This is a genomic window from Ruegeria sp. CJ2 (genome assembly GCF_056536745.1).
Genome location: NZ_JBQFQF010000006.1, coordinates 243,037 through 263,670, shown reverse-complemented (window position 1 = coordinate 263,670; position 20,634 = coordinate 243,037). Strand labels below are relative to the sequence as shown.

Here is a 20,634-nt window from a genome sequence, read left to right as displayed (position 1 = left end):
AGTGCCAGATACCCGGTTAAGAAGAACGAATTTCGGTTGAATTCTAAAAATAAGCCGGGCCAACTTTGCCGATAATAGCTGAAAATTGCTGTTTGAATCAAGAAAACAAGACGTTCCGATCAGCGCCGGACAAGTTCCACGGGTGGTTTGGCGCGCTCTTAGGCACGTTGGGAAACCTAACGCCCAAGTTTCCCGCCACTGCTCTTTCCGAGCATAAACCCGTTCAGCTTCAGGCACGCCCGAAGCTTTCCTTCACCCGAACATCAGAGATTATTCAGCCTGCTCCCGCAGTGAAACAAGGATATCCACCAAGGCATTAATAACTTCCGGGTCGTCCAGCGCCGGGTCAGGCATCGAGGTTTCTGCGGCCACGGACTGCGGATTGTCCAGAAACGCAACCAATTGCTCGCGCGTCCACTCTCCTCCGACCGAGGCAAGCGATTGAGAATAGTCGAAATCCGTGAGACCCGCGATCTTTCTGCCGTAGACTTCGCCCAAGGACGGGGCGCTGGCGCTTGGGAGTACGCCAAAGCCGTGGCATTCGGCGCAGCCATCCAACGCCGTTTCAACCGCGCTGGCAGTTCTGTTCGACAGATCAAGAGCGCCAATTTTGGCAACAGCAAACTGGTAACTTGGATCAAATTCTCCGACCGTCAGATGCAGCACTTTCTTCTGGTCAGTCCAAAGCACGATCGAGTCATCATGCTGATGGACATAGCGGATACGAAACCCGAGCGGAATGCGCTCTGCAAACAGGATGCTTTCACCGTTCGTGCGGATTCGGAACAGGCTGTTTCCGGCCAGCGATCCCGCGAGCAGATCACCGTCCCACGCAGGATGGAAATCGTCCACCGGCGCCAGCGAGCTTACGGCGACCGAGGGCAACCATGAGTAAGCTGGAAGCTGGAATTCCGGGTGACGGCCATAGTCAAGCGTATCGGGCAGAGGCAGTTTGTTGTAACGCGTGCCCAGTGAAACCTGCGGCCACCCATAATCTGTCCCCTCACGAATGAGGTTCAACTCATCCCCTCCGCGACGGCCATGCTCGACCGTCCACAACCGCCCCTCAGCATCAAGCGCGATCCCCTGCATGTTCGAGTGACCCTGACTGACAACACTGTGGTCACCGGTTGCCGTATCGACGGCAATCACCTTTCCATACATCTGGTCAGGGTCCTGCGACAGCGCCACCGGCGCATATATTCCGTCCATCGCATAGTCGCCGGCGGCCAGGTACAGCATGCCATCATCGTCCACGCGGAACCGGCCACCCGCCATGTGGCCCTGAATCGCGCGTCCATCCGGGTTGGGGGCAAGGCAGGGGTCTGTCGCGTAAAGAATGGTCCAGTCACCCGAACTGATCGAAACCGCGTCGGCAGAGGTGCCGTTCAGCGGAGCAGTCGACAAGGTCGTGCGGTAGCAATTGTCTGCTTCGACCCACTCGGTGAATGAGACGATTAGGTTTCCGTCGACGATGTCTACGTCGTTATAGCGAAAGAAAAAATGCGCAAAGTTGTAGTCCGGGTTGGTCTTCTCGAAGTCAAGCATGGCCTCCCATCCGTTCGGCGGCGGCGCGATATCAAGCGTTACGGCTTCGTCGCCGCTGACTTCGAAGAACCCCCCTTCATGGGTCATGACGATCAGGTCATTTCCCAAACTGGTCAACGCACCACCGCTGCCGGCACGTTCAACCGGGACGTCCAGCTCTTTCATGTTGAGGGCGGTGAAAATGGTTTCGACCTGCGCCACGCGATCACTGGACCAGACCGGGGCGGTATGAGTTATTCCAACGTGACTTTTGCGCAGTTCGTGGACTTCCCACATCATCAGGCCCAGCGAACCCGCCAATGTCACCGAGATAACGGGGCTACTCAACAGTCGTTTCACGATGCTCATTGCCTGACCTCAACCAATTTTTTTGTTATCCGCGATTACTGCGGGTTCTGCTCGGGCTCATAGAAACCGGAAATTCCAACAGTATCAACCCGGCTTACCAATTCCGTCAGGTGGTTGCGGCCATTCGACTGCAGCCATAGCCCGAACCGAACAAACTTCACGCATTCCTCACGCGCCTGTTCAATGCAAGTGATCCGATTTGCAGGCAAAATGGCGAAGCACATCATCGGAGAAAACCATGTCGATCACCCGCCGCAGTTTCGTCGGAACATTTGGGGCTGGGCTTGCCCTGCCGACAGCGTTGTGGGCGCAGTCCGATCCGGTTTTGCAGGCCGTGCGGTCCACGCTTTACGGCAGCAATTCCGAGTTCGCAGAGGGCATGACCTATCTGGTTGAGCGTGGAAACCCGGATGTCGTCCCTGCCCTTCTGACCGCGATGCGCTATGGGCGGCAGCGCAGCAGTGAGATCTCGGGCGTGATGCGCGATCTTACGGGCGAGACGATTGGAACCGATTGGTTCGACTGGATGCTCTGGCAGGAAAACAACCCGCAACTGACCCCGCACCCATCGCTGATTCCGTTCAAGCGCGAGGTGCTATTGGGGATCGACCCCAATTTCGACGACTTTCTGCGCCCCGAATACTTGCAGCCCAAGAAGATGAAAATCCGGCTGGAAGAAATCGCATGGGGCGGCGTTCGTAAGGATGGAATCCCCTCTCTGGACAACCCCACGCTTGTGCCAGTGTCTCGGGCGGACTACCTGAAAGACGATGATCTGGTTTTTGGCGTCTCGATCAACGGGGACCAGCGCGCCTACCCGCTGCGGATCATGGGCTGGCACGAAATGTTCAATGAGGTCATTGGCGGCGTCCCAGTCGCATTGGCCTATTGCACGCTGTGCGGTTCGGGAATTCTGTTTGAAACGCAAGTGGCGGGTCGACGCGCGCCTCTGGTCTTTGGCTCGTCCGGTTTCCTGTACCGCTCGAACAAGCTGATGTTCGACCGCGAGACGCATTCGTTATGGAACCAATATACCGGCAAACCGGTTGTCGGCCCGCTGGTCAACAGCGGGATTGAGCTTAAGCAGCGCCCGGTTGTGATCACCACATGGCAAAGCTGGAAAACATCGCACCCCGACACCAAGGTTCTGTCCGTAAAAACTGGGCACCGGCGAAACTATGGATCAGGCGTGGTCTATCGCGATTATTTCGCATCGTCCGAGCTGATGTTCCCCGCGCTGGTCGATCAATCCAGCCATCAGCAGAAAGATTATGTGTTCGCCATCCGTCAATTCGGCGCGGCACGGGCGTGGCCTCTGAACGCGTTCAGCAAGACCCGCGTGATCAATGACGCAATTAACAACAAAGCGCTGGTTTTGGTCGGAAATCCGGACAAGCGCGCAATCCGGGCCTATGAGAGGAAGTCAAACCGGTTCACGGCATCTGACGGCGGCTTGGTCGATCAGGCGGGCCGGAAATGGACAATGACCGAAGAGGCCTTGATCGGACCTGATGGCACACAATTGCCGCGTGTTGCGGGGCATATCTCGTACTGGTTTGCGTGGGATAACTATCTGGGGGACGCCGCGACTGTGTATCCCGGTTAAGAATGTTCCTCGGCCGCCGTCGCCGCCAAAGCCCGATTATAGGCTTTGAGCGCATCAATATGATACAGGGCGCCAACGGGTTCTTCGCAGCCGTCTTCATCCACCAAGACGACCGGAATGCACGGGATGTCCACCCGGTCGAAATACGGCATTGCGGCCTCTAACGTGGCACTGGCCTGAACGCACAGGCCCTGCTCGATCAGCTCCTGCGCTTCCTCCTTGGTGATTGACCGTGGATCACCGATGGGGCGCATCACTGATCCGGCACGAAGCATCGCCAACAGATAGGCTTGCGGGCCAGCGGCCAGATGGACATCGCGGCGTTCCAGTTGTGTCAGGAAGAACGATCTGTCGACAAGGCGCGAAGCCAGCGCGGTGGACATGGACACTGAAACCATAACGGCCAAGCCGATCTGCCAGTCTCCGGTCAGTTCAAAGACGATCATCGTTGTCGATATTGGCGCGCCCAGTACCGCGGCAGCAACGGCCCCCATACCAGCAAAAGCATAGAGGGTATGTGTACCCGATACATCCGGCAGCAACCCTGTTGCGATCAGGCCGAACGCCAACCCGGTCAATGCGCCAATCATCAACGAAGGAGAGAAAACTCCGCCCCCCATCCGGCCCCCCATCGTGATGGCCAGCGCAATTGTTTTGACCACAGCAAAGACGATGGCGGCGGACAGCACCAAATCTCCGGTCAAGGCGCGGACCGTGGTTTCGTAGCCCACGCCGATGATATGCGGGAACCAGATCGCCAGAAGCCCCAGCATCGCGCCCGATACCGCTGGCCGCAACCAGCGCGGCAGGGACAATCGGGCCTGAATGTGGCTGCCAATATCCTCTGCAAAAAAGATCGACCGCATCAACAGCAGGGAAACCAGCCCGCAAATCAGGCCAAGGATCAGAAAGGCGGGTAGTTCGACATAGAATTGCAGCGAACCGGGTGTATCCAATACGAACTCGGTGACGTCGCCATATTCCAGCCTGTTGATCACCGTGCCCGCCACCGAAGCGATGACGATCGGCGCAAATGCATGAACCGCAAAGTGCCGCAAGACAACCTCGAGCGCGAAGAGCGCGCCCGCGATCGGAGAGTTGAAGCTGGCCGATACCGCAGCCGCCACCGCACATCCCAACAGGTCGCGCCCGGTGATGCCGTCGGCGTTGATACGGTCGCTGACCCATGTCGAGATAACGCCCGCCATATGCACCACCGGGCCTTCCCGACCCGATGACCCACCTGTACTCAAAGTAATCAGGGATGCAAAAAACGATGCGACCCCTGCCTTGCGTTCCACCCGGCCATCAGTCAGCGCTGCGCCTTCGATCACATCGGCGACGGAACGAACGCGCCCGTCATCGGTGAACCTGTGCAGGATGAGGCCGACCACCAGACCGCCAATGATGGGCGTGATCAGGATCACGAACCACGGCAGCTTTTCCGCATGGCTGTGCAGCAGCAGGATGTCTTCGGTGTCGTAGACATAGGCCTGAAGCGCACGAATTGCCTTGCGAAAGCCCAACGCCATGAAGCCAGCCGCGATCCCGATGGCCAAGGCAATGAACCAGAACTGTATTTGGCTGGGGCCCCGACGCCGCATCACACGCCATGCATCCTTCATCGCGGCCAGAGCCTGATTGAGCTGGTTGCGCAAAACGGTGCGGGTCGACTGGGTCATGTGCCCTCGGGGATCAATACTTATGCCTTACTAAGCCACGGGCGGCACAGTTAAAAGCCAGATCGCGCGGGTGTGAGCGGCTATGCGTCCAACAGGGCACGGGCGGCGGCGCGTGCTTCGTCAGTTATGGTATCGCCAGCAACCATGCGGGCAATTTCGTCTACCCTGTCCGGATCAGCCAGCGGGATTACCGTCGAAAGCGTCTGCCCATCCGTGACATGTTTCTGCACCCGCCAGTGATGTGCAGCTCGGGCGGCAACCTGAGGTGAGTGCGTCACCACAAGAACCTGTCCACCATGGGCCAAGGACGCAAGTCGACGGCCAACAGCATCCGCCGTGGCACCGCCCACACCCCGATCAATCTCGTCAAAGATCATGGTGCGGGCGCTGTCTTCACCGGTCAAACACACTTTGAGCGCCAGCAGAAACCGGCTGAGTTCCCCACCGGACGCGATCTTGTTCAACGGGCCGGACGGAGCGCCGGGGTTGGTGGCAACCGTGAACGCAACCGCGTCAACACCTTCGGGGCCAGGCTCGCCTGGGGTCACTTCGGTCCGGAACACCGCGCGTTCCATTTTCAACGGCGCGAGTTCTGCCATAACCGCTGCATCCAACTCGGCCGCGGCCTGTTGTCGTGTAGCACTCAAGGTCGCAGCAGCCGCGTCATAACTTTCCTGCGCGGCCGCAACCGCAGCGCGCTGATCGGCCAGATCTGCATCCCCTGTTTCCAGCCGGTTCAAACGGTCGCGCAAAGTCTCGGCAAAGCCACTCAGATCATCCGGGGCAACGTCATGTTTTCGGGCCAGCGCGCGAATAGCAAACAGACGCTCTTCGGTCAGTTCCAACTCTGCCGGGTTGAACTCCAACGCCTGAAGGCAGGCGCTGACGCCGTCCTGCGCCTCACCCAATTCAATCAGGGCACGGCCCAACGCGGCAATCGGTTCCTCTAGCTGCCCACCCGCATTGTCGGATACGCCTTCCAACCAACGCACCGCGTCGGACATCGCACCCTCTGCGCCGTCCCCGCCCAGCAGATCAAAAGCGCGGGCGACATCGTCACGGGTACGCTCGGCGCCCTGCATCAAACGACGGCGGGCATCCAGTTCTGCATCTTCGCCCGGTTGCGGGTCCAACTGATCAAGTTCAGCCACCGAATGGCGCAGAAACTCTTCTTCGGCGCGCATTGCTGCCAAAGCGGTCTCAGTCTGGGTAAGAGTTTTGCGGGCGCGCGACATCTCGGACCACGCGGCGCGAACGGCTGCAAGCTGTTGATCTGCCCCCGCATAGCTGTCCAGCATGGCCCTGTGACCGCGCGGATTCAACAATCCGCGATCATCGTGCTGGCCATGCAATTCCACCAGTGTCTCAGACAGCGCCCGCAGCACCTCGCCCGAACAGCGCCGGTCGTTGACCCAGGCTGTCTTGCGCCCTTCGGCCGTGTTTACGCGGCGCAGGATCAACTCCTCTCCGGCAGGCAAACCAGCCTCCGCCAAGATCGCATTGGCCGGATGGTCCGGGGATATCTCGAACTCGGCCACAACCTCGCCCTGCGCAGCGCCCTGGCGCACCAGTTCGGCCCGTCCGCGCCAGCCCAGAACGAAGCCAAGGGAATCCAGAAGGATCGACTTGCCCGCCCCCGTCTCGCCGGTCAACGCGTTCAAACCCGGCTGGAACGTCAGTTCCAACCGGTCGATGATCAGCATGTCGCGGATATCGAGGGCGCGCAGCATCGGGTCTTAGCGTCCCACGCCTTTGGTCATGGCGATTACAACCACTCACCCTTGATCGTCTGGCGATAGATCTGGCTGAGCCAATTGTTTCCTCGGCTCTTCAGGTCCAGCCCACGCGAGGTCAACAGCTTGTAACCCGCGTCGTACCACTCGGACGACTGATAGTTGTATCCCAAGATCGCACCGGCCGACTGCGCTTCGTCCACCAGACCCAGCGACAGATAGGCTTCAATCAAACGATACAGGGCTTCGGCGGTGTGCGACGTGGTCTGGAAGTCCTCAACCACGACACGGAACCGGTTGATGGCTGCGGAATAGTGATCTTGGCGCAGGTAATAGCGGCCAATCTCCATTTCTTTTCCGGCCAGATGGTCAAAAGCCAGATCGAATTTCAGCACTGCCGACGTTGCATACTCACTATCGGGGTAAACTTCGATGACCGTGCGCAAGGACTGAAGCGCCTGAAATGTCAGACCCTGATCCCGCCCGACCTCGTCAATCTGGTCATAATAGCTCAGCGCCAGCAGGTACTGCGCATAGGCCGCATCTTCGTCCGTGGGGTAAAAGTCGATATACCGCTGCGCCGCTGCGCGGCTTTCTTCATAATTCTTGTCCGAATGGTACGAGAACGCCTGCATGATCAGCGCGCGTTTGGCCCAATCGGAATAGGGATACAGACGTTCGACTTCCGAAAAGTACCACGCCGCATCATCCGAACGATTCTGCGACAGCTCGTATTCACCACGCGTGAAAATCTGTTCCGGAGTGAACCCTTCCAGGTTCTGATCGCGGTCTGCGCCTTGTCTGCCGCAAGCCGTCAAAACTGCTGCCAGAAGAATCGCCGCTGCGAATCTGACTGCCGCTTTGGTGCCAACCATTCCGCCTATCCTTGTCGTCTTGATTATTGGGGCAAACCCCGGATTTGGCCTTGGTTTAGCACATATAATTGCGGGGCAAAACGCCTTAGTAAGCCCTCTGGCGCAATTGTCGACAGAGTTGATCCAATCAGGCGACTTCGGGGATTTCGTCCCAGACAAGGCCTTGCCCCGGCAGGCGCGCGGCCTGTTCGGGCGTGCAAAGGATCGGACGCACGGCACCCGGCGTTTCGAACAGCTTGCGCAGCAATGTGTTCGTCATCGCATGACCTGACTTGTCACCTGTGAAATGACCCAGAATCGGCCCACCGGCCAGATAGAGGTCACCCAGCGCGTCCAGCATCTTGTGACGCACAGCTTCATCGGCATGGCGGAAACCGCCGGGGGTCAACACTTCGTCCCCCTGAACAACCACCGCGTTTTCCAGCGTTCCGCCAAGCGCAAGGCCGTTCTCGCGCATTTCTTCGACGTCTGTGCGGCGGCAGAACGTCCGGCAATCGCTCAGCTCACGCGCAAAGGATCCGTTACGCATATCCAGCGTCTTGGTCTGGCTGCCAATTGCTGCGTCTTCGAAATCTATGTGGAAGTCGATGATCAGGCCATCGGCGGGCGCGATTGACGCGCTTGCGCCTTCACGGGTCGCCGTTACGGGCTTGAGCACTTCGTATGCCAGAACAGGGCTCGCCTGCCGACGCACACCCTTGGCCATGATGCCGCGCACGAAATCAATCGAGGATCCATCCATGATCGGAACTTCCGGGCCGTCAATCTCGATCAGCGCGTTGTGAACACCGCATCCTGCCAAGGCTGCCACGATATGTTCGATCGTCGACACCGACACACCCGCGTCGTTCACCAGACGGGTGCAAAGCGGGGTGCGCTCCACCACATCATAGATCGCCGGGATCAATGCGTTGCCCAGTTCGATATCCGATCGCTTGAACCAGATGCCATGACCCGCAGCCGCTGGCTTCAGGACCATCGTCGCTGGCTTGCCGCTGTGCAGCCCGACGCCTGTAAACGTGATCGGAGTTTTGAGCGTATGTTGCAAAATGAACCTCGGTGAGTGGTGTCCGGCCCATCCCGGCCGTGTTGGACATTCAGTTAAGGAACGCGGGCAAAAGGCTCAACTCACTCTTTGTAACTGAATGAAACATGTATGTAACAGATCGGCAAAAGACTGCTTACAGTCACTTAACGCTATGCTTTTAAATGAAAAAGGGCCGCCAAGCGGCGACCCCTTTAACGTATATTGTTACCGCGATCAGTTCGCTTGACGGCGCAGAAACGCCGGAATTTCGATGCGATCCTGCTCAGGGTCTGCCTCATCCTGTGCTGGTGCCGTAGCGTCAGATTGGCGCATAACCGGCTGTTGGCGCTGTGGTTGCGCCGGCGTATCGGCCGCGTGACCGGTCATCCGGTCAATCAAACGGTTGAACCCGAAACGGGGACGATCAGCTTCAGCATGGGCCGCTGGCTGTGGCGCGGGCTGCGGTGCCGGACGCGGCGCTGGGTGGCCACGCTCGGATGCAGGGACATTCTGAACCGCGGCTTGCAGGCGCTGCAGGGCCTCGGGCGACGGGGTACCCGCCGCTGGTTGAGGCTGAGGTGCGACATAGTTTTCCGGAGCAGGTTCAACCGGCTCGGGGGTCGGTTCGAAATCAGCGACCTGCGGCTGATAGGCCGGAGGGGGCAGGCCATCATCGTCTTGTTCAGCACGCGGCTGGAACTGCGGCTCGGCAGGTTCCTCAGCCGTTTCGAACAAGGAAGGTTCGCGATTCACTTCGGGCTGAGGTGCAGGTGCGGCCTCTTCCGCTGCAACGGGGGTCTCTTCCTGCATCGGCTCTTCTGCCGAAACAGTGCGTGTCAGTGGGGCTGACATCGAACGACGGGCAACGGGGACGTCATCGTGCTTTTCACTGGCGTCGATGCCGGTGGCCACAACCGAAACGCGCATGCCGCCTTCCATCGCGGTATCCAGGGTCGAACCAACGATGATGTTCGCCTCTGGGTCCACTTCCTCGCGGATGCGGTTTGCGGCTTCGTCCAGTTCGAACAGGGTCAGGTCGTGCGAACCGGTGATGTTGATCAACACGCCCTTGGCACCCTTGAGGCTGATCTCGTCCAGCAGCGGGTTGGCGATTGCTTTCTCCGCCGCCTGAACTGCGCGATCTTCGCCGGTGGCCTCGCCCGTCCCCATCATCGCCTTGCCCATCTCGTCCATCACGGCGCGAACATCAGCAAAGTCGAGGTTGATCAGGCCCGGACGCACCATCAGGTCGGTCACGCCTTTCACGCCCTGATACAGAACATCATCGGCCATCGAGAATGCTTCGGTGAACGTGGTCTTTTCATTGGCCAGACGGAACAGGTTCTGGTTCGGGATGATGATCAGCGTGTCGACGACCTTTTGCAGCGCCTCAACACCGTCTTCGGCCTGACGCATCCGCTTGGCGCCCTCGAACTGGAAGGGTTTGGTGACAACACCCACGGTCAGCACACCCAGTTCACGGGCTGCCTGCGCGATGATCGGCGCAGCGCCCGTACCGGTTCCACCGCCCATACCGGCGGTGATGAAGCACATATGCGCGCCTGCCAGGTGATCGACGATCTGTTCGATGCTTTCTTCGGCAGCGGCTGCGCCAACGGTTGGCCGCGCACCCGCGCCCAAACCTTCAGTCACTTTGACGCCCAACTGCACCCGAGCCGAGGAATGGCTTTGCTGCAGCGCCTGTGCGTCGGTATTGGCGACGACAAAATCCACGCCATCCAACTGTTTTTCAATCATGTTATTGACAGCGTTACCGCCCGCGCCACCAACGCCAAATACAGTAATCCGAGGCTTCAGTTCGTCGTGCCCGGGCATCGAAAGATTCAATGTCATGCTCTGTCCGCCTGTTTATATGATCCGCCAAAGCGGTGTTTTTCTTACCTATCCATAAACAATCCTACCGACCGAAACGGCAAAGGTCACGCCAAAAATCGCCAGAATCCACAAAATATGGAGGAAATAAGGCGGATCACCGCCGTATTTCGCATTGATTGCCAGATGTTGCGGAATGAACTCAAAGCACCACAAAAAATGCGACTCGCACACCGCAATTGACGGGCGCGTCACCTGAAAATTTATCTTCTTCTGAGTGCGGAAAACTGCTCGGGTCCTGCCGCGGGGCCTCTGACGGGCCTTGTGGATATTTTGCGGGATTTCAACGGCGTCCGCAACACATTTCTTTAGCTAATTGGGGTACTTGGGCAGTTTAGACCGTCCTCGGAAATATCACGAACTTCCTGGATTTCAGTGTAAGCGAATGTGGCCAGCCGAACCATCAACTGGTCCTCATGAAGAAAGGGCCACCAGCAAACCGGGATACCGTCGATGTCATCATCGTAAAGAAAGCAGACCTGCCCGTCTGGAGTTGTAATCTGACCATAGACACAACCCCTGCCCTCCATTCGCCAAACCGAGAGAGTCGGGCTGAGGAATTCTTCGGTCCCCACCAGATCGCCACTTGGGTAGTCGTGGAACTTGACGGTCTTGCCCTCGACCGCGCTTAGAAACGCCTCGGGCGTGATGCGAGTCTGGGCTGATGCAGTAAAGGGAATCGCGGCGACAAGCGCCGCAACAAGTATCCTACCAATTGTCACGGAACCAGCGCACCGCACGCTTGAAGGGGCGCGCCGCATAGGTATCAACCGGGATTTCAAAGTCCCACCATTCATCCTGCGGATGCGCCGCAAACAGGCTGAGACCCACCGCCGAGGAAAACCCCGGCCCGGTTGCCGATTGCGGCAATCCGTGAACACGAAGGGGGCGGCCCAAGCGGACGCGCTGACCCAGAACACGGGTTGCAAGCCCATCGAGGCCCATGATCTGACTTCCACCACCCGTAAGCACGATCTGCTGGCTGGGCATGTGTTCGAACCCCGCAGCATCCAGACGAATGCGCACTTCTTCAAGGATTTCCTCCACACGGGGACGCATGATCCCGATCAATTCGGCCCGGCTTACGGTCCGGCGATCGTGTTCCCAGTCGCCAGTATCGCCACCGATGTCGATCAGGTCACGGTCATCTGCACCGGTCGCATGAACCCCACCATTGAAGGTTTTGATACGTTCGGCCACATGCGCGGGAACACCCAACCCCATCGAGATATCCGAGGTCACGTGATCACCACCCATGCGAACGCAATCGGCATAGATCATGTGTTTCTTCATGAAAATCGACACGCTGGTCGTACCACCGCCCATGTCGATACAGGCCGCGCCCAGCTCCTGCTCGTCCTCGACCAGCGCGGAAACACCTGACACGTAAGCCGAATTCGCGATCCCGGCGAGTTCCAGATCACACCGCTTGATACAGCGCACGATGTTCTGGATCGCCGCAGCATCGACCGTAAGCATGTGCATGTCGACGGCCAGCGATTGCCCCATTTGACCACGAGGGTCGATCAGGCCAGAGCGGTTGTCCAAGGCAAAGTTCACCGGCTGCGCATGCAGTACTTCCCGCCCCGCACCGTAATCTGGAACATCGCAGGCATTCAGAACGCGGCCAACCTCGGCCTCGGTCACGACCTGCCCTTCCAGATCGACCTGAGCGTCCAGCCCGTAAGACCGGGGATTGGCCCCCGAGAAACATGCGATCACGTGATCCACACGGATATCTGCCATCTTTTGCGCGGTTTGCAGAGCCGTCCGAATGGCGCGCTCGGTCTCTTGCATGGCCGTGACTTCACCGAACTGCACGCCACGCGACCGGGTCGTTGCTGCACCGATCACACGGAACCCGGACTGACCGGCCAACGATCCGATCCCGCTGTCTTCGTTCAGGCGACCGGCGCCATCAAACCGAAGCACAAGGCAGGCAATCTTTGAGCTGCCGACATCCAGAATGGCAACCACACCGCGCTGCATCGCCTGTCTGCGCATTTGCCGCATGGCCCGTTGAGACTGATAAAGGTCGGTCATCATAATCGTTACTGCCCGCTACTTACATCTACTTTTGTATTCCACCAGTCTTCGCTGGCAGCTTTGGTCATTCGAATGGTTGGTCGCTGCCCCAGACGCATATCAACAACGGCCACGTCGCGTTCCAAGAGGTCCTGAACCTCATTTACCGCCAGCACACGTTCCAGTGCCCGGACGGGGCGTTCGGTTGGCAGCATGATGCGCTGACCGCGGTCCAACACCAGATCCCAGCGCCGTTCGCCTATACGCACAAGCCCGCGCACCCGGTTGCCAAGGCTGCGCGCCGTCGCCAGCAACTCCAAGGCTTCTGGCACATGCGCGTCGGCGCCCTTACCCGCAATCAGCGGCAGACCCGAGTGGTCTTTGCGCGAGGCAATTCGTTCGACATGCGCGCCAGTGTCATCCAGCAGCTCGATACCGCCACGCGTCCGCCAGACAACAACAGGCTGACGTTCAACAACGTCGACCTGCAGGATTCCCCCCGGACGCACGCGCACGGTCGCTGATTTGACAGGGTCCAGCCCCGTGATCGTGTCGCGGATCTGATCTGCGTCCAGATCCCAGGAACTGATCGGGAAATCCAGCGGCACTACCGCCCGGATATCATCCGCCAGACCGGGGCCTGCCCCGTCGATCGCCATCAGATTGACCATGAATTCCGGACGTTGCTGGATAGAGGTCTTGATATCGTTGGCATAAGCTACCAACGCGTCGCGCCGCTCTGCCGCGCTGAAATAGAGGCCGACGACCGCGCAGATCGCAAAAATCGGCAGTCCAACCTTCAGGCCCCGCCGGACGCCCGGCGTCAGCATCCAGCGCTGCATCCGGTAGCTGAGGCGCGAGGGCGCAGGGTCAAAGCGCCGGGATTTGCGGCCAAACAGCTTTGCGCCCTGCAAGCGCAGTTTCGGCTCAACGTCGTGGTGATCGCCCGACGCGAAATCAGCGTCCGGCCCCGACAACGGTTTTGATCGGTGAATGACAGGTGCGCGGGTGGCTCTTAACGGTCGCATGAGGCGTCCTCCACCATCCAGGCGCAAAGCTGTCCGAATGTCATACCGCAATGTTCTGCCTGTTCCGGCACCAACGACGTTGGCGTCATGCCCGGTTGCGTGTTGGTCTCAAGCAGGAACAACCCGTCCGCACCCATGCTGTCATCCCAGCGATAGTCGGTACGGCTTACGCCCTTGCAACCCAGAGCGTTATGGGCCTTTACCGCGTAATCCATACAAAGCTGGAAGATGTCCTGCGGAATGTCCGCGGGCAGTACGTGCCAAGATCCCCCCGGCTTGTACTTGGCGTCATAATCGTACCAGCCGCCATCCGTCATGATTTCGGTCACGGTAAGGGCGCGATCCCCCACCACGGTCACCGTCAATTCACGCCCGGCCACGTATTTTTCGACCATGACATGCTCGGGCATATCATCCGACAGCTGCGGCGGGCCGTTGGAACCTTCGTGGACGATGTAGATCCCAACGCTGGACCCTTCGTTATTGGGCTTGGCCACGTAGGGCGGCTCCATCACGTGAACTTCGACAACCTCGACCTTGGGCACGATCACGCTGGGTACGATGGGCAGACCCTCGGTCTGGTAAATCTCTTTGCTGCGCTGTTTGTCCATGGCCAAAGCCGAAGCCAGCACGCCGGAATGCGTGTAGGGAATTCGCATCCATTCCAGCAGGCCCTGCACACATCCATCCTCGCCCCAGCGACCATGCAAAGCGTTAAAAACAACATCTGGCTTGATGTCCAAAAGGCGCGCGTAAAGGTCGGGACCCGCGTCCAGCTCGACCACTTCAAAGCCTTCTCCCCTGAGGGCGGCTGCGCATTCGCGCCCGCTGCTGAGTGACACCTCGCGTTCTGCCGAGGGGCCGCCCATCAATACCGCCACTTTGGGGTGTGTCCTGCTCGACTTACCCACTTAGCGCCTCAATGTCCCCGGACCTTATCTGGTGGTCCGTATACGTTTATACCCTTGATCCGTCGCCTGAATTTGCCTGTTTTGGTCTGACGGTTGGGGTCTTAATCTGTCTGCGGATCACCGACCCGCATGATTTCCCACTCTAGCGTGATGCCGCTTGTTTCGTAAACCTTTTTTCGCACCTCTTCGCCCAGACCTTCGAGGTCGGCGGCGGTTGCGGTGCCAGTATTGATCATGAAATTCGAATGCTTGGGGCTCATCTGCGCGCCACCCTTGGTCGCGCCGCGCATTCCTGCATCGTCAATCACCTTCCACGCCTTCAGATCATGTACATCATCGGCACGACCGGTTGAGGAAAATCCAGCCGGATTGCGAAAAGTGGACCCCGCGCTGCGATCCTTGGTGGGCTGGGTTTCGTCGCGTTTCTTCAGTTGCGCGGCCATGCGATCATGCAAGACCTGCGGATCAGCAGAAGGCCCCTCAAACGTCGCCGAGATCAGCACCGCACCTTCGGGCAGGTCCGACTGGCGGTAGCTGAAATTCAGCTCGCCCGGGCTCAGATCCACAACATCACCCTGACGCGTCACAATGGTCGCCTCGCGCAAAACATCCGCTGTGTAGGTGCCATAGCACCCGGCGTTCATACGCACAGCACCACCGATGGATCCGGGAATGGTGCGCAGGAAGGTCAGGTCCACACCGGCATCCGCCGCCTTGCGCGCCACATGCGCATCCAGCGCCGCAGCCCCTGCCGTTACGCGGTTGCCTTCGACCGAAATCCCGTTGAACCCGCGCCCCAGTCGGATCACAACTGCCCTCAGCCCTCCGTCGCGCACAATGAGGTTAGAGCCGACACCCATCGGAAAAACCGCCATGTCCGCAGGAAGCCCCCGCAGGAAATCCTTCAGGTCCTCCAAATCGGCTGGCTGAAACAGATAGTCCGCCGGCCCGCCGACGCGCAGCCAAGTGAGATCGTTCAAAGGTCGGTTTTCAGAGAGTTTGCCGCGGGGCGTGGGAAGAGCTGTCATGGCTGCTAATTCGCGGATTTGAACCTGCAACGCAAGCCGTATTGGTCAGGGTGTCGCGCCGAGTATCTTACGCACCCAGCGCCCCAGATAAATTACCGGCCAGCGCAACACGGACATTCCCGCCGCCAGAACGACCAAACCGATCCAAGGGCCATTTTGCAAAGTGACGTAACCGAGGATCGGGATACCGACTGCGATCAAAACATAAGCCCTGGTCCAGTGGTTATCTTTGCTTGGGATCATCGCCAGCACATTCGCAGCGATCCCCCACACGAAAGCAAGGGCAAGAGACAGGTTCACTCGTCAACCTCCTGCCCCGTCCAGCGTCGCCAATAGTGGCGGATGGGATTGCGAAACATTGACGCAAAAGCTGCGAAAGCCAGTACCGAAAAGAACCAGCCGAAGTCATGGCCCAACCAGACGATCAGTGCAGGTGCGGCCACGAACAGAACAACGCCGGGTGGAAATTGCAGACGCATCGGCAGCATGGCCACGACGGTCGAGGCCACCACCCACAATCCTGCAAATACCACTGAATAAACCATTCGCCCCTCCAAGGACGCTTTATGGCGAATCCGACCACGCTCTTTAAGGTTGTGCGTCGGCAGAGTCCATTGTCTTATCCAGCCTGCTTTCGCAGCAAACGCTCGGGCAGACCATTCGCCCATGCACTGATCGTACCGGCGCCAAGGCAGACGACCATGTCACCGGGGCGGGCCTGTTCTCGGACCAGACGTTCAAGATCGTTCTCATCCAACAGCGAGCGGGCATGGCGGTGGCCGTGACGGATCAGCCCTTGCACCAGATCATCGCGCGAAGCCCCCTCGATCGGGTCTTCTCCGGCGGCAAAGATTTCGGCAATGGCGACCACGTCGGCGTCATTGAAACAGGTGCAGAAATCGTCAAACAGGTTCGACAGGCGCGAATAGCGGTGCGGCTGATGCACCGCGATCACGCGGCCTTCGGAAGCCTGGCGCGCGGCCTTCAGCACGGCTGCGATTTCAACCGGGTGGTGGCCGTAATCGTCGATGATGGTGACACCGTCGACCTCTCCCACCTTGGTGAACCGACGATTGACTCCGCCGAAATTGGCCAGCGCCTCGCGGATTTCCGCGGTTTTCATACCCAGATGACGAGCGACGGCCACTGCGCTCAACGCGTTCGAGACATTATGGTCGCCCGGCATCGGCAGCGTGCAGCCTTCGATCACCGTGTCTTCATATTGCAGGTGGACATCGAAATGCGCGACGCCGCCCTTATAGGTCAGGTTCACCGCCCGCACATCGGCCTGCGCATTGAACCCATATGTGCGCACGCGGCGGTCGGTGATACGGCCGACCAGCGTCTGCACCTCGGCATGATCCGTGCAACACACCGCGAGGCCATAGAAGGGAAGGTTCGAGACGAACTCAAAGAACCCGTCGCGGAGTTTATCGAAATCGCCCCAATGTTCCATATGCTCGGGGTCGATATTGGTGACGATGGCAATGGTCGCGGGCAGACGGTTGAACGAGCCGTCCGATTCGTCGGCCTCGACCACCATCCATTCGCCCTGCCCCATCCGCGCGTTGCTGCCATAGGCGTGAATGATCCCACCATTGATCACGGTGGGGTCGAAATCGCCCGCCACCATGAGTTCAGCCATCATTGTGGTCGTAGTGGTTTTGCCGTGGGTTCCGGCGATGGCAATGTTCGACTTCAGGCGCATCAGCTCGGCCAGCATGTCGGCGCGGCGCACCACCGGCAGACCCTGCGCACGGGCTCCGTCCAATTCAGGGTTCCCCGCCTTGATCGCGGTAGACACCACAACAACGGCTGCGTTTTCAAGGTTTTCGGCCCGCTGGCCTACGAAAATCTCGGCCCCCAAACCGGCCAGACGGTCGGTGATCTTGGACGCTTTCAGGTCCGAGCCCTGCACCCTGTAGCCAAGGTTCAGCAGAACTTCTGCGATCCCGGACATCCCAATCCCGCCGATCCCGACAAAGTGGATCGACCCTACGTCTTGCGGCAGTTTGGTTGCTGGATTCATGTGGTCTCCTTCTGCGCCAACTGTTCGACGAGGTGTACCAGACGCTCGGTCGCATCCGGTGCGCCAGTCGAGAGGGCGGCGTGGGCCATCTTTTGCGCGGCTTCGGGGTTTGTCAGAACTGCGGTGATTTGCTCGGTCAGCGCGGGAACGTCAAGCAGGTTTTCCGGGATCATGATCGCACCACCTGCCTGCACCAGCCCACGCGCATTGGCGGTTTGATGATCTCCGGCAGCGGCGGCGAAGGGGATCAGGATCGAGGGTCGCCCGATCACCGAGATATCGGCGACGCTGGAGGCACCCGAGCGGCTGATGACAAGCTGCGCGTCGGACATGCGTCGCGGGACGTCATCGAAGAATGGCAGGACTTCGGCACGAATTCCGTTGTCGGCATAAAACGCGGTGACGCGTTCACCGTCCTCATCCCGCGCCTGATGAGACACCCGGATATGGGCGCGCAGATTTTCGGGCAATGCCGCAATCGCGCCGGGCACAACGTCGCTGAGGATACGTGCCCCCTGCGAGCCACCCATTACAAGGACGGACATCGGATAGTCGCCGGGGGGGATGTACCCAGACGCCGCACGCTCCAACACGGCGGCGCGGACCGGGTTGCCGGTGTGGACGCCCTGCGCGCCGTCTGGCAGGTCGGTGGGCCAGACACCGCAGGCCACCTGCGCAACCCGCTTGGCGAATAACAGGTTCACACGGCCCAACACACCGTTCTGTTCGTGGATCATGCGCGGGATATTCAGCAATGTCGCCGCCCCCAGCGCAGGGATTGAGGGGTATCCCCCAAAGCCGACAACCACGTCAGGCCGGTCGCGCATCATCTGCATTGCCATGCTGGTCACGCCGCCCGCGATCTTTGGCCCCACCATCGCCTTGGCAGCCAAACCACCCCTCGCGAAAGTGGCCGAGGATGCCTCGACTATCTCGGTCGAATGGGGAAATCCGCCGGTATAACGCGCACCGCGCGCGTCGGTTGACAGACGGACACGCCAGCCTTTGTGCAGCATCGCCTCGGCCAGCGCCTGCGCCGGGAACATGTGACCCCCGGTACCGCCAGCCGCAATCAGAAGATAGGGTGCTGTCATCAACCTCGTCCGCGCAGAATGTCGCCAAGCTCGCCCTGTGGCCGGGTTCGGGTAAAGGCCAGCAACATGCCGACTGCAATACCACCCGCGATCAGCGAGGAACCTCCGTAGCTGACGAAGGGCAATGTCATGCCTTTAGCGGGCAGCAGACGCACGGCCACGCCCATGTTGATCATGGCCTGAACGCCGAACATGCAGGCCAACCCGGTTCCGGCCAGACGGATGAACATGTCACGCTCGCGCATCAACCGCAGCAGCGAGCGCACGACGATCAGGGAATACAGCGCGATGATGATCAACACGAGGATCAGCCCGTATTCCTCGGCCGCCACAGCGATGATGAAATCCGTATGCGCGTCGGGCAAGGACCATTTCACCTGCCCCTCACCCACACCCACACCGAACAGTCCGCCCTCGCGGATGGCGTTGGTGGCATAGCCTAGCTGGGTGGTCGGATCGACCTCTTGGTTCAGGAAACCGTCGATGCGGCGGGCAAAGTGTTCGGAATTCGAATAGGCAAACATCCCGCCCAGAACGACAGCACCCGCCATGCCAACCAGCAGCAACATCGGTGCGCCCGCGACGAAATACATCACGCCCCAGCCAAACAGGATCAGGCAGGCCTGCCCGAAATCCGGTTGCAGCACCAGCATCGCCACAATCGCCATGCACAGCGCAAAGGACCACAATCGCCCCGGAGGGCCGTTGATCTCTTGCGACGCGGCCAGCAGCCATGCAGCGACAACGATAAAGCCGGGCTTCAGAAACTCGGACGGTTGCAGTGAGGCAAAGCCCAGCGAGTACCAACGCACCGCGCCCTTGCCGAAGTCGGTCCCGAAGACAGGCAGGAAAGCCAGCGCCACAAACGCGCCCAGAAAACCCAGCACCGCCAGTCGCCGCACCAAAGTCGGCGACATCATCGAGGTCAGCAGCATCGCAATCAGAGCCAAGCCACCGAACAAAGCCTGCCGTTCAACATAATGAAAAGGATCGAACCCGTTGCGACCGGCCAGCGGCGGCGAGGACGCCAACCCCAGCAACAAGCCGATGACAAACAGGATCAGAACGCAGGACATCGTCCAGCGGTCAATCGTGCGCCACCACTTTGGTAGAATCGGTTCGCCGCGCTGGTCCTGGACCGCGCCATACACCATCTCAGTCATGAGATACCGCCACTCTCTGCCTCGTTAACGTCCCGTTTTCGGGATCTGATTGAGAGTCTATCCCGATTTTTGCGTCTGGGCCAGTAAAATGAGGGGTTTGAGCAAAAACAGCGCGTCGTCAGCAAAGTCCCGCCGGGACGGGGGTTTGCAGAACAAAGCTGGCCTAAATCTGACTACTCAACGTCTTCAACCGGCGCGCCGGACTTGGCCCAGGCGGTAAACCCGCCTTCGATATGAACGACCGGTTTTAGGCCCATCTCCATCGCAGTTTTAGCGCTGAGCGCCGACCGCCACGCGCTGGCGCAATAGAAAACGTATGTCTTGTCCTGATCAAAGATGTCCTTGTGATACGGGCTTTCAGGGTCAATCCAGAACTCGAGCATCCCTCTGGGGCATGAGAATGCACCGGGTAATTTGCCAGACCGCTTTAATTCACGAAAGTCGCGCAGGTCGATCAGAACGTAATCGTCGCTTTCTATCATGGCCTGTGCCTGCTCAACCGAAACCGACGAAACAACCGCATTCGCTTCGTCCAGCAGTACCTTGATTCCCTTTGTTATTGTCTGAGGCATATTGGACCTTTCCTGAATACGTCATGCGCCGGTGCAGAGAATACCTGACAGCTCATAGCATCAAAGAAAGCG

General features: G+C 59.2%; 19 protein-coding genes. 1 reads left to right on the top strand and 18 read right to left on the bottom strand.

Annotation, left to right across the window (positions count from 1 at the left end; translation table 11 throughout):
- Positions 1-270: 270 nt before the first annotated feature.
- Both ACR0MS_RS11335 and ACR0MS_RS11330 read right to left on the bottom strand, forming a co-directional pair.
- A complete protein-coding gene (locus ACR0MS_RS11335) occupies positions 271-1,896 on the bottom strand; it encodes a PQQ-dependent sugar dehydrogenase (protein WP_480572057.1) in 1,626 nt (541 codons plus the stop codon).
- Positions 1,897-1,931: 35 nt separating this feature from the next.
- Positions 1,932-2,057: a hypothetical protein gene (locus ACR0MS_RS11330; RefSeq protein WP_480572060.1), complete on the bottom strand. Its 126-nt coding sequence runs from the start codon at positions 2,055-2,057 to the stop codon at positions 1,932-1,934.
- 77 nt (positions 2,058-2,134) lie between these two features.
- On the opposite strand from ACR0MS_RS11330, the gene ACR0MS_RS11325 reads away from it, so the two are divergent.
- Positions 2,135-3,502, top strand: a complete 1,368-nt coding sequence (locus ACR0MS_RS11325) for a DUF3179 domain-containing protein (protein WP_480572063.1) — start codon at positions 2,135-2,137, stop codon at positions 3,500-3,502.
- Here the strand turns inward: ACR0MS_RS11325 and ACR0MS_RS11320 are convergent.
- The 16 genes from ACR0MS_RS11320 to ACR0MS_RS11245 all read right to left on the bottom strand — a co-directional run bounded on the left by ACR0MS_RS11320 (position 3,499) and on the right by ACR0MS_RS11245 (position 20,562).
- Complete coding sequence (locus tag ACR0MS_RS11320) at positions 3,499-5,184, bottom strand: chloride channel protein (RefSeq protein ID WP_480572066.1); 1,686 nt, start codon at positions 5,182-5,184, stop codon at positions 3,499-3,501. The two genes, ACR0MS_RS11325 and ACR0MS_RS11320, sit on opposite strands and share 4 nt — an antisense overlap.
- Before the next feature lie 80 nt (positions 5,185-5,264).
- Entirely contained in the window at positions 5,265-6,914 is a 1,650-nt protein-coding gene (recN, locus tag ACR0MS_RS11315) for a DNA repair protein RecN (protein ID WP_480572069.1), read from the bottom strand.
- A gap of 35 nt (positions 6,915-6,949) precedes the next feature.
- Positions 6,950-7,792, bottom strand: coding sequence for an outer membrane protein assembly factor BamD (locus ACR0MS_RS11310; protein WP_171210427.1), 843 nt, complete (start codon positions 7,790-7,792; stop codon positions 6,950-6,952).
- Between the two features lie 127 nt (positions 7,793-7,919).
- A complete protein-coding gene (gene lpxC / locus ACR0MS_RS11305; RefSeq protein WP_480572072.1) occupies positions 7,920-8,840 on the bottom strand; it encodes a UDP-3-O-acyl-N-acetylglucosamine deacetylase in 921 nt (306 codons plus the stop codon).
- Positions 8,841-9,053: 213 nt separating this feature from the next.
- Positions 9,054-10,673 carry a cell division protein FtsZ gene (gene ftsZ / locus ACR0MS_RS11300; protein ID WP_480572075.1) on the bottom strand — a complete coding sequence of 540 codons (1,620 nt, stop codon included), beginning with the start codon at positions 10,671-10,673 and terminating at the stop codon, positions 9,054-9,056.
- 347 nt (positions 10,674-11,020) lie between these two features.
- Positions 11,021-11,434 (bottom strand): hypothetical protein, encoded by a 414-nt coding sequence (locus ACR0MS_RS11295; RefSeq protein ID WP_480572078.1) that lies wholly within the window; start codon positions 11,432-11,434, stop codon positions 11,021-11,023.
- Positions 11,421-12,755, bottom strand: a complete 1,335-nt coding sequence (gene ftsA, locus ACR0MS_RS11290) for a cell division protein FtsA (RefSeq protein ID WP_480572691.1) — start codon at positions 12,753-12,755, stop codon at positions 11,421-11,423. The genes ACR0MS_RS11295 and ftsA overlap by 14 nt, the downstream gene beginning before the upstream one ends.
- A gap of 8 nt (positions 12,756-12,763) precedes the next feature.
- A complete protein-coding gene (locus tag ACR0MS_RS11285; RefSeq protein WP_480572081.1) occupies positions 12,764-13,765 on the bottom strand; it encodes a cell division protein FtsQ/DivIB in 1,002 nt (333 codons plus the stop codon).
- Positions 13,753-14,676: a D-alanine--D-alanine ligase gene (locus ACR0MS_RS11280; protein ID WP_480572084.1), complete on the bottom strand. Its 924-nt coding sequence runs from the start codon at positions 14,674-14,676 to the stop codon at positions 13,753-13,755. The genes ACR0MS_RS11285 and ACR0MS_RS11280 overlap by 13 nt, the downstream gene beginning before the upstream one ends.
- Before the next feature lie 101 nt (positions 14,677-14,777).
- Positions 14,778-15,704, bottom strand: coding sequence for a UDP-N-acetylmuramate dehydrogenase (gene murB, locus ACR0MS_RS11275; protein WP_480572087.1), 927 nt, complete (start codon positions 15,702-15,704; stop codon positions 14,778-14,780).
- Positions 15,705-15,749: 45 nt separating this feature from the next.
- On the bottom strand, positions 15,750-16,004 hold the full coding sequence (locus ACR0MS_RS11270; RefSeq protein ID WP_480572090.1) for a DUF2484 family protein: 255 nt from the start codon (positions 16,002-16,004) through the stop codon (positions 15,750-15,752).
- On the bottom strand, positions 16,001-16,249 hold the full coding sequence (locus ACR0MS_RS11265) for a DUF2484 family protein (RefSeq protein ID WP_480572093.1): 249 nt from the start codon (positions 16,247-16,249) through the stop codon (positions 16,001-16,003). Before ACR0MS_RS11265 ends, ACR0MS_RS11270 begins: the two co-directional genes overlap by 4 nt.
- Positions 16,250-16,323: 74 nt before the next feature.
- Positions 16,324-17,733, bottom strand: coding sequence for a UDP-N-acetylmuramate--L-alanine ligase (gene murC / locus ACR0MS_RS11260; RefSeq protein ID WP_480572097.1), 1,410 nt, complete (start codon positions 17,731-17,733; stop codon positions 16,324-16,326).
- Positions 17,730-18,827 (bottom strand): UDP-N-acetylglucosamine--N-acetylmuramyl-(pentapeptide) pyrophosphoryl-undecaprenol N-acetylglucosamine transferase, encoded by a 1,098-nt coding sequence (locus ACR0MS_RS11255; RefSeq protein WP_480572100.1) that lies wholly within the window; start codon positions 18,825-18,827, stop codon positions 17,730-17,732. The genes murC and ACR0MS_RS11255 overlap by 4 nt, the downstream gene beginning before the upstream one ends.
- Positions 18,827-19,990: a putative lipid II flippase FtsW gene (ftsW, locus tag ACR0MS_RS11250; protein WP_170384375.1), complete on the bottom strand. Its 1,164-nt coding sequence runs from the start codon at positions 19,988-19,990 to the stop codon at positions 18,827-18,829. The genes ACR0MS_RS11255 and ftsW overlap by 1 nt, the downstream gene beginning before the upstream one ends.
- Before the next feature lie 173 nt (positions 19,991-20,163).
- The gene (locus ACR0MS_RS11245) at positions 20,164-20,562 is read right to left on the bottom strand and encodes a rhodanese-like domain-containing protein (protein ID WP_480572103.1); all 399 of its coding nucleotides are present in this window, start codon (positions 20,560-20,562) and stop codon (positions 20,164-20,166) included.
- Positions 20,563-20,634: the final 72 nt, after the last annotated feature.

What these genes read in the sequence shown, in the direction of transcription:
- ACR0MS_RS11285 (WP_480572081.1), bottom strand. Translation starts at nt 13,765, where the DNA reads ATGCGACCGTTAAGAGCCACCCGCGCACCTGTCATTCACCGATCAAAA.
- murC (WP_480572097.1), bottom strand. Translation starts at nt 17,733, where the DNA reads ATGAATCCAGCAACCAAACTGCCGCAAGACGTAGGGTCGATCCACTTT.
- ftsZ (WP_480572075.1), bottom strand. Translation starts at nt 10,673, where the DNA reads ATGACATTGAATCTTTCGATGCCCGGGCACGACGAACTGAAGCCTCGG.
- ACR0MS_RS11245 (WP_480572103.1), bottom strand. Translation starts at nt 20,562, where the DNA reads ATGCCTCAGACAATAACAAAGGGAATCAAGGTACTGCTGGACGAAGCG.
- murB (WP_480572087.1), bottom strand. Translation starts at nt 15,704, where the DNA reads ATGACAGCTCTTCCCACGCCCCGCGGCAAACTCTCTGAAAACCGACCT.
- ACR0MS_RS11310 (WP_171210427.1), bottom strand. Translation starts at nt 7,792, where the DNA reads ATGGTTGGCACCAAAGCGGCAGTCAGATTCGCAGCGGCGATTCTTCTG.
- ACR0MS_RS11335 (WP_480572057.1), bottom strand. Translation starts at nt 1,896, where the DNA reads ATGAGCATCGTGAAACGACTGTTGAGTAGCCCCGTTATCTCGGTGACA.
- ACR0MS_RS11325 (WP_480572063.1), top strand. Translation starts at nt 2,135, where the DNA reads ATGTCGATCACCCGCCGCAGTTTCGTCGGAACATTTGGGGCTGGGCTT.
- ACR0MS_RS11265 (WP_480572093.1), bottom strand. Translation starts at nt 16,249, where the DNA reads ATGGTTTATTCAGTGGTATTTGCAGGATTGTGGGTGGTGGCCTCGACC.
- ACR0MS_RS11255 (WP_480572100.1), bottom strand. Translation starts at nt 18,827, where the DNA reads ATGACAGCACCCTATCTTCTGATTGCGGCTGGCGGTACCGGGGGTCAC.
- ACR0MS_RS11320 (WP_480572066.1), bottom strand. Translation starts at nt 5,184, where the DNA reads ATGACCCAGTCGACCCGCACCGTTTTGCGCAACCAGCTCAATCAGGCT.
- ftsA (WP_480572691.1), bottom strand. Translation starts at nt 12,755, where the DNA reads ATGACCGACCTTTATCAGTCTCAACGGGCCATGCGGCAAATGCGCAGA.
- recN (WP_480572069.1), bottom strand. Translation starts at nt 6,914, where the DNA reads ATGCTGCGCGCCCTCGATATCCGCGACATGCTGATCATCGACCGGTTG.
- ftsW (WP_170384375.1), bottom strand. Translation starts at nt 19,990, where the DNA reads ATGACTGAGATGGTGTATGGCGCGGTCCAGGACCAGCGCGGCGAACCG.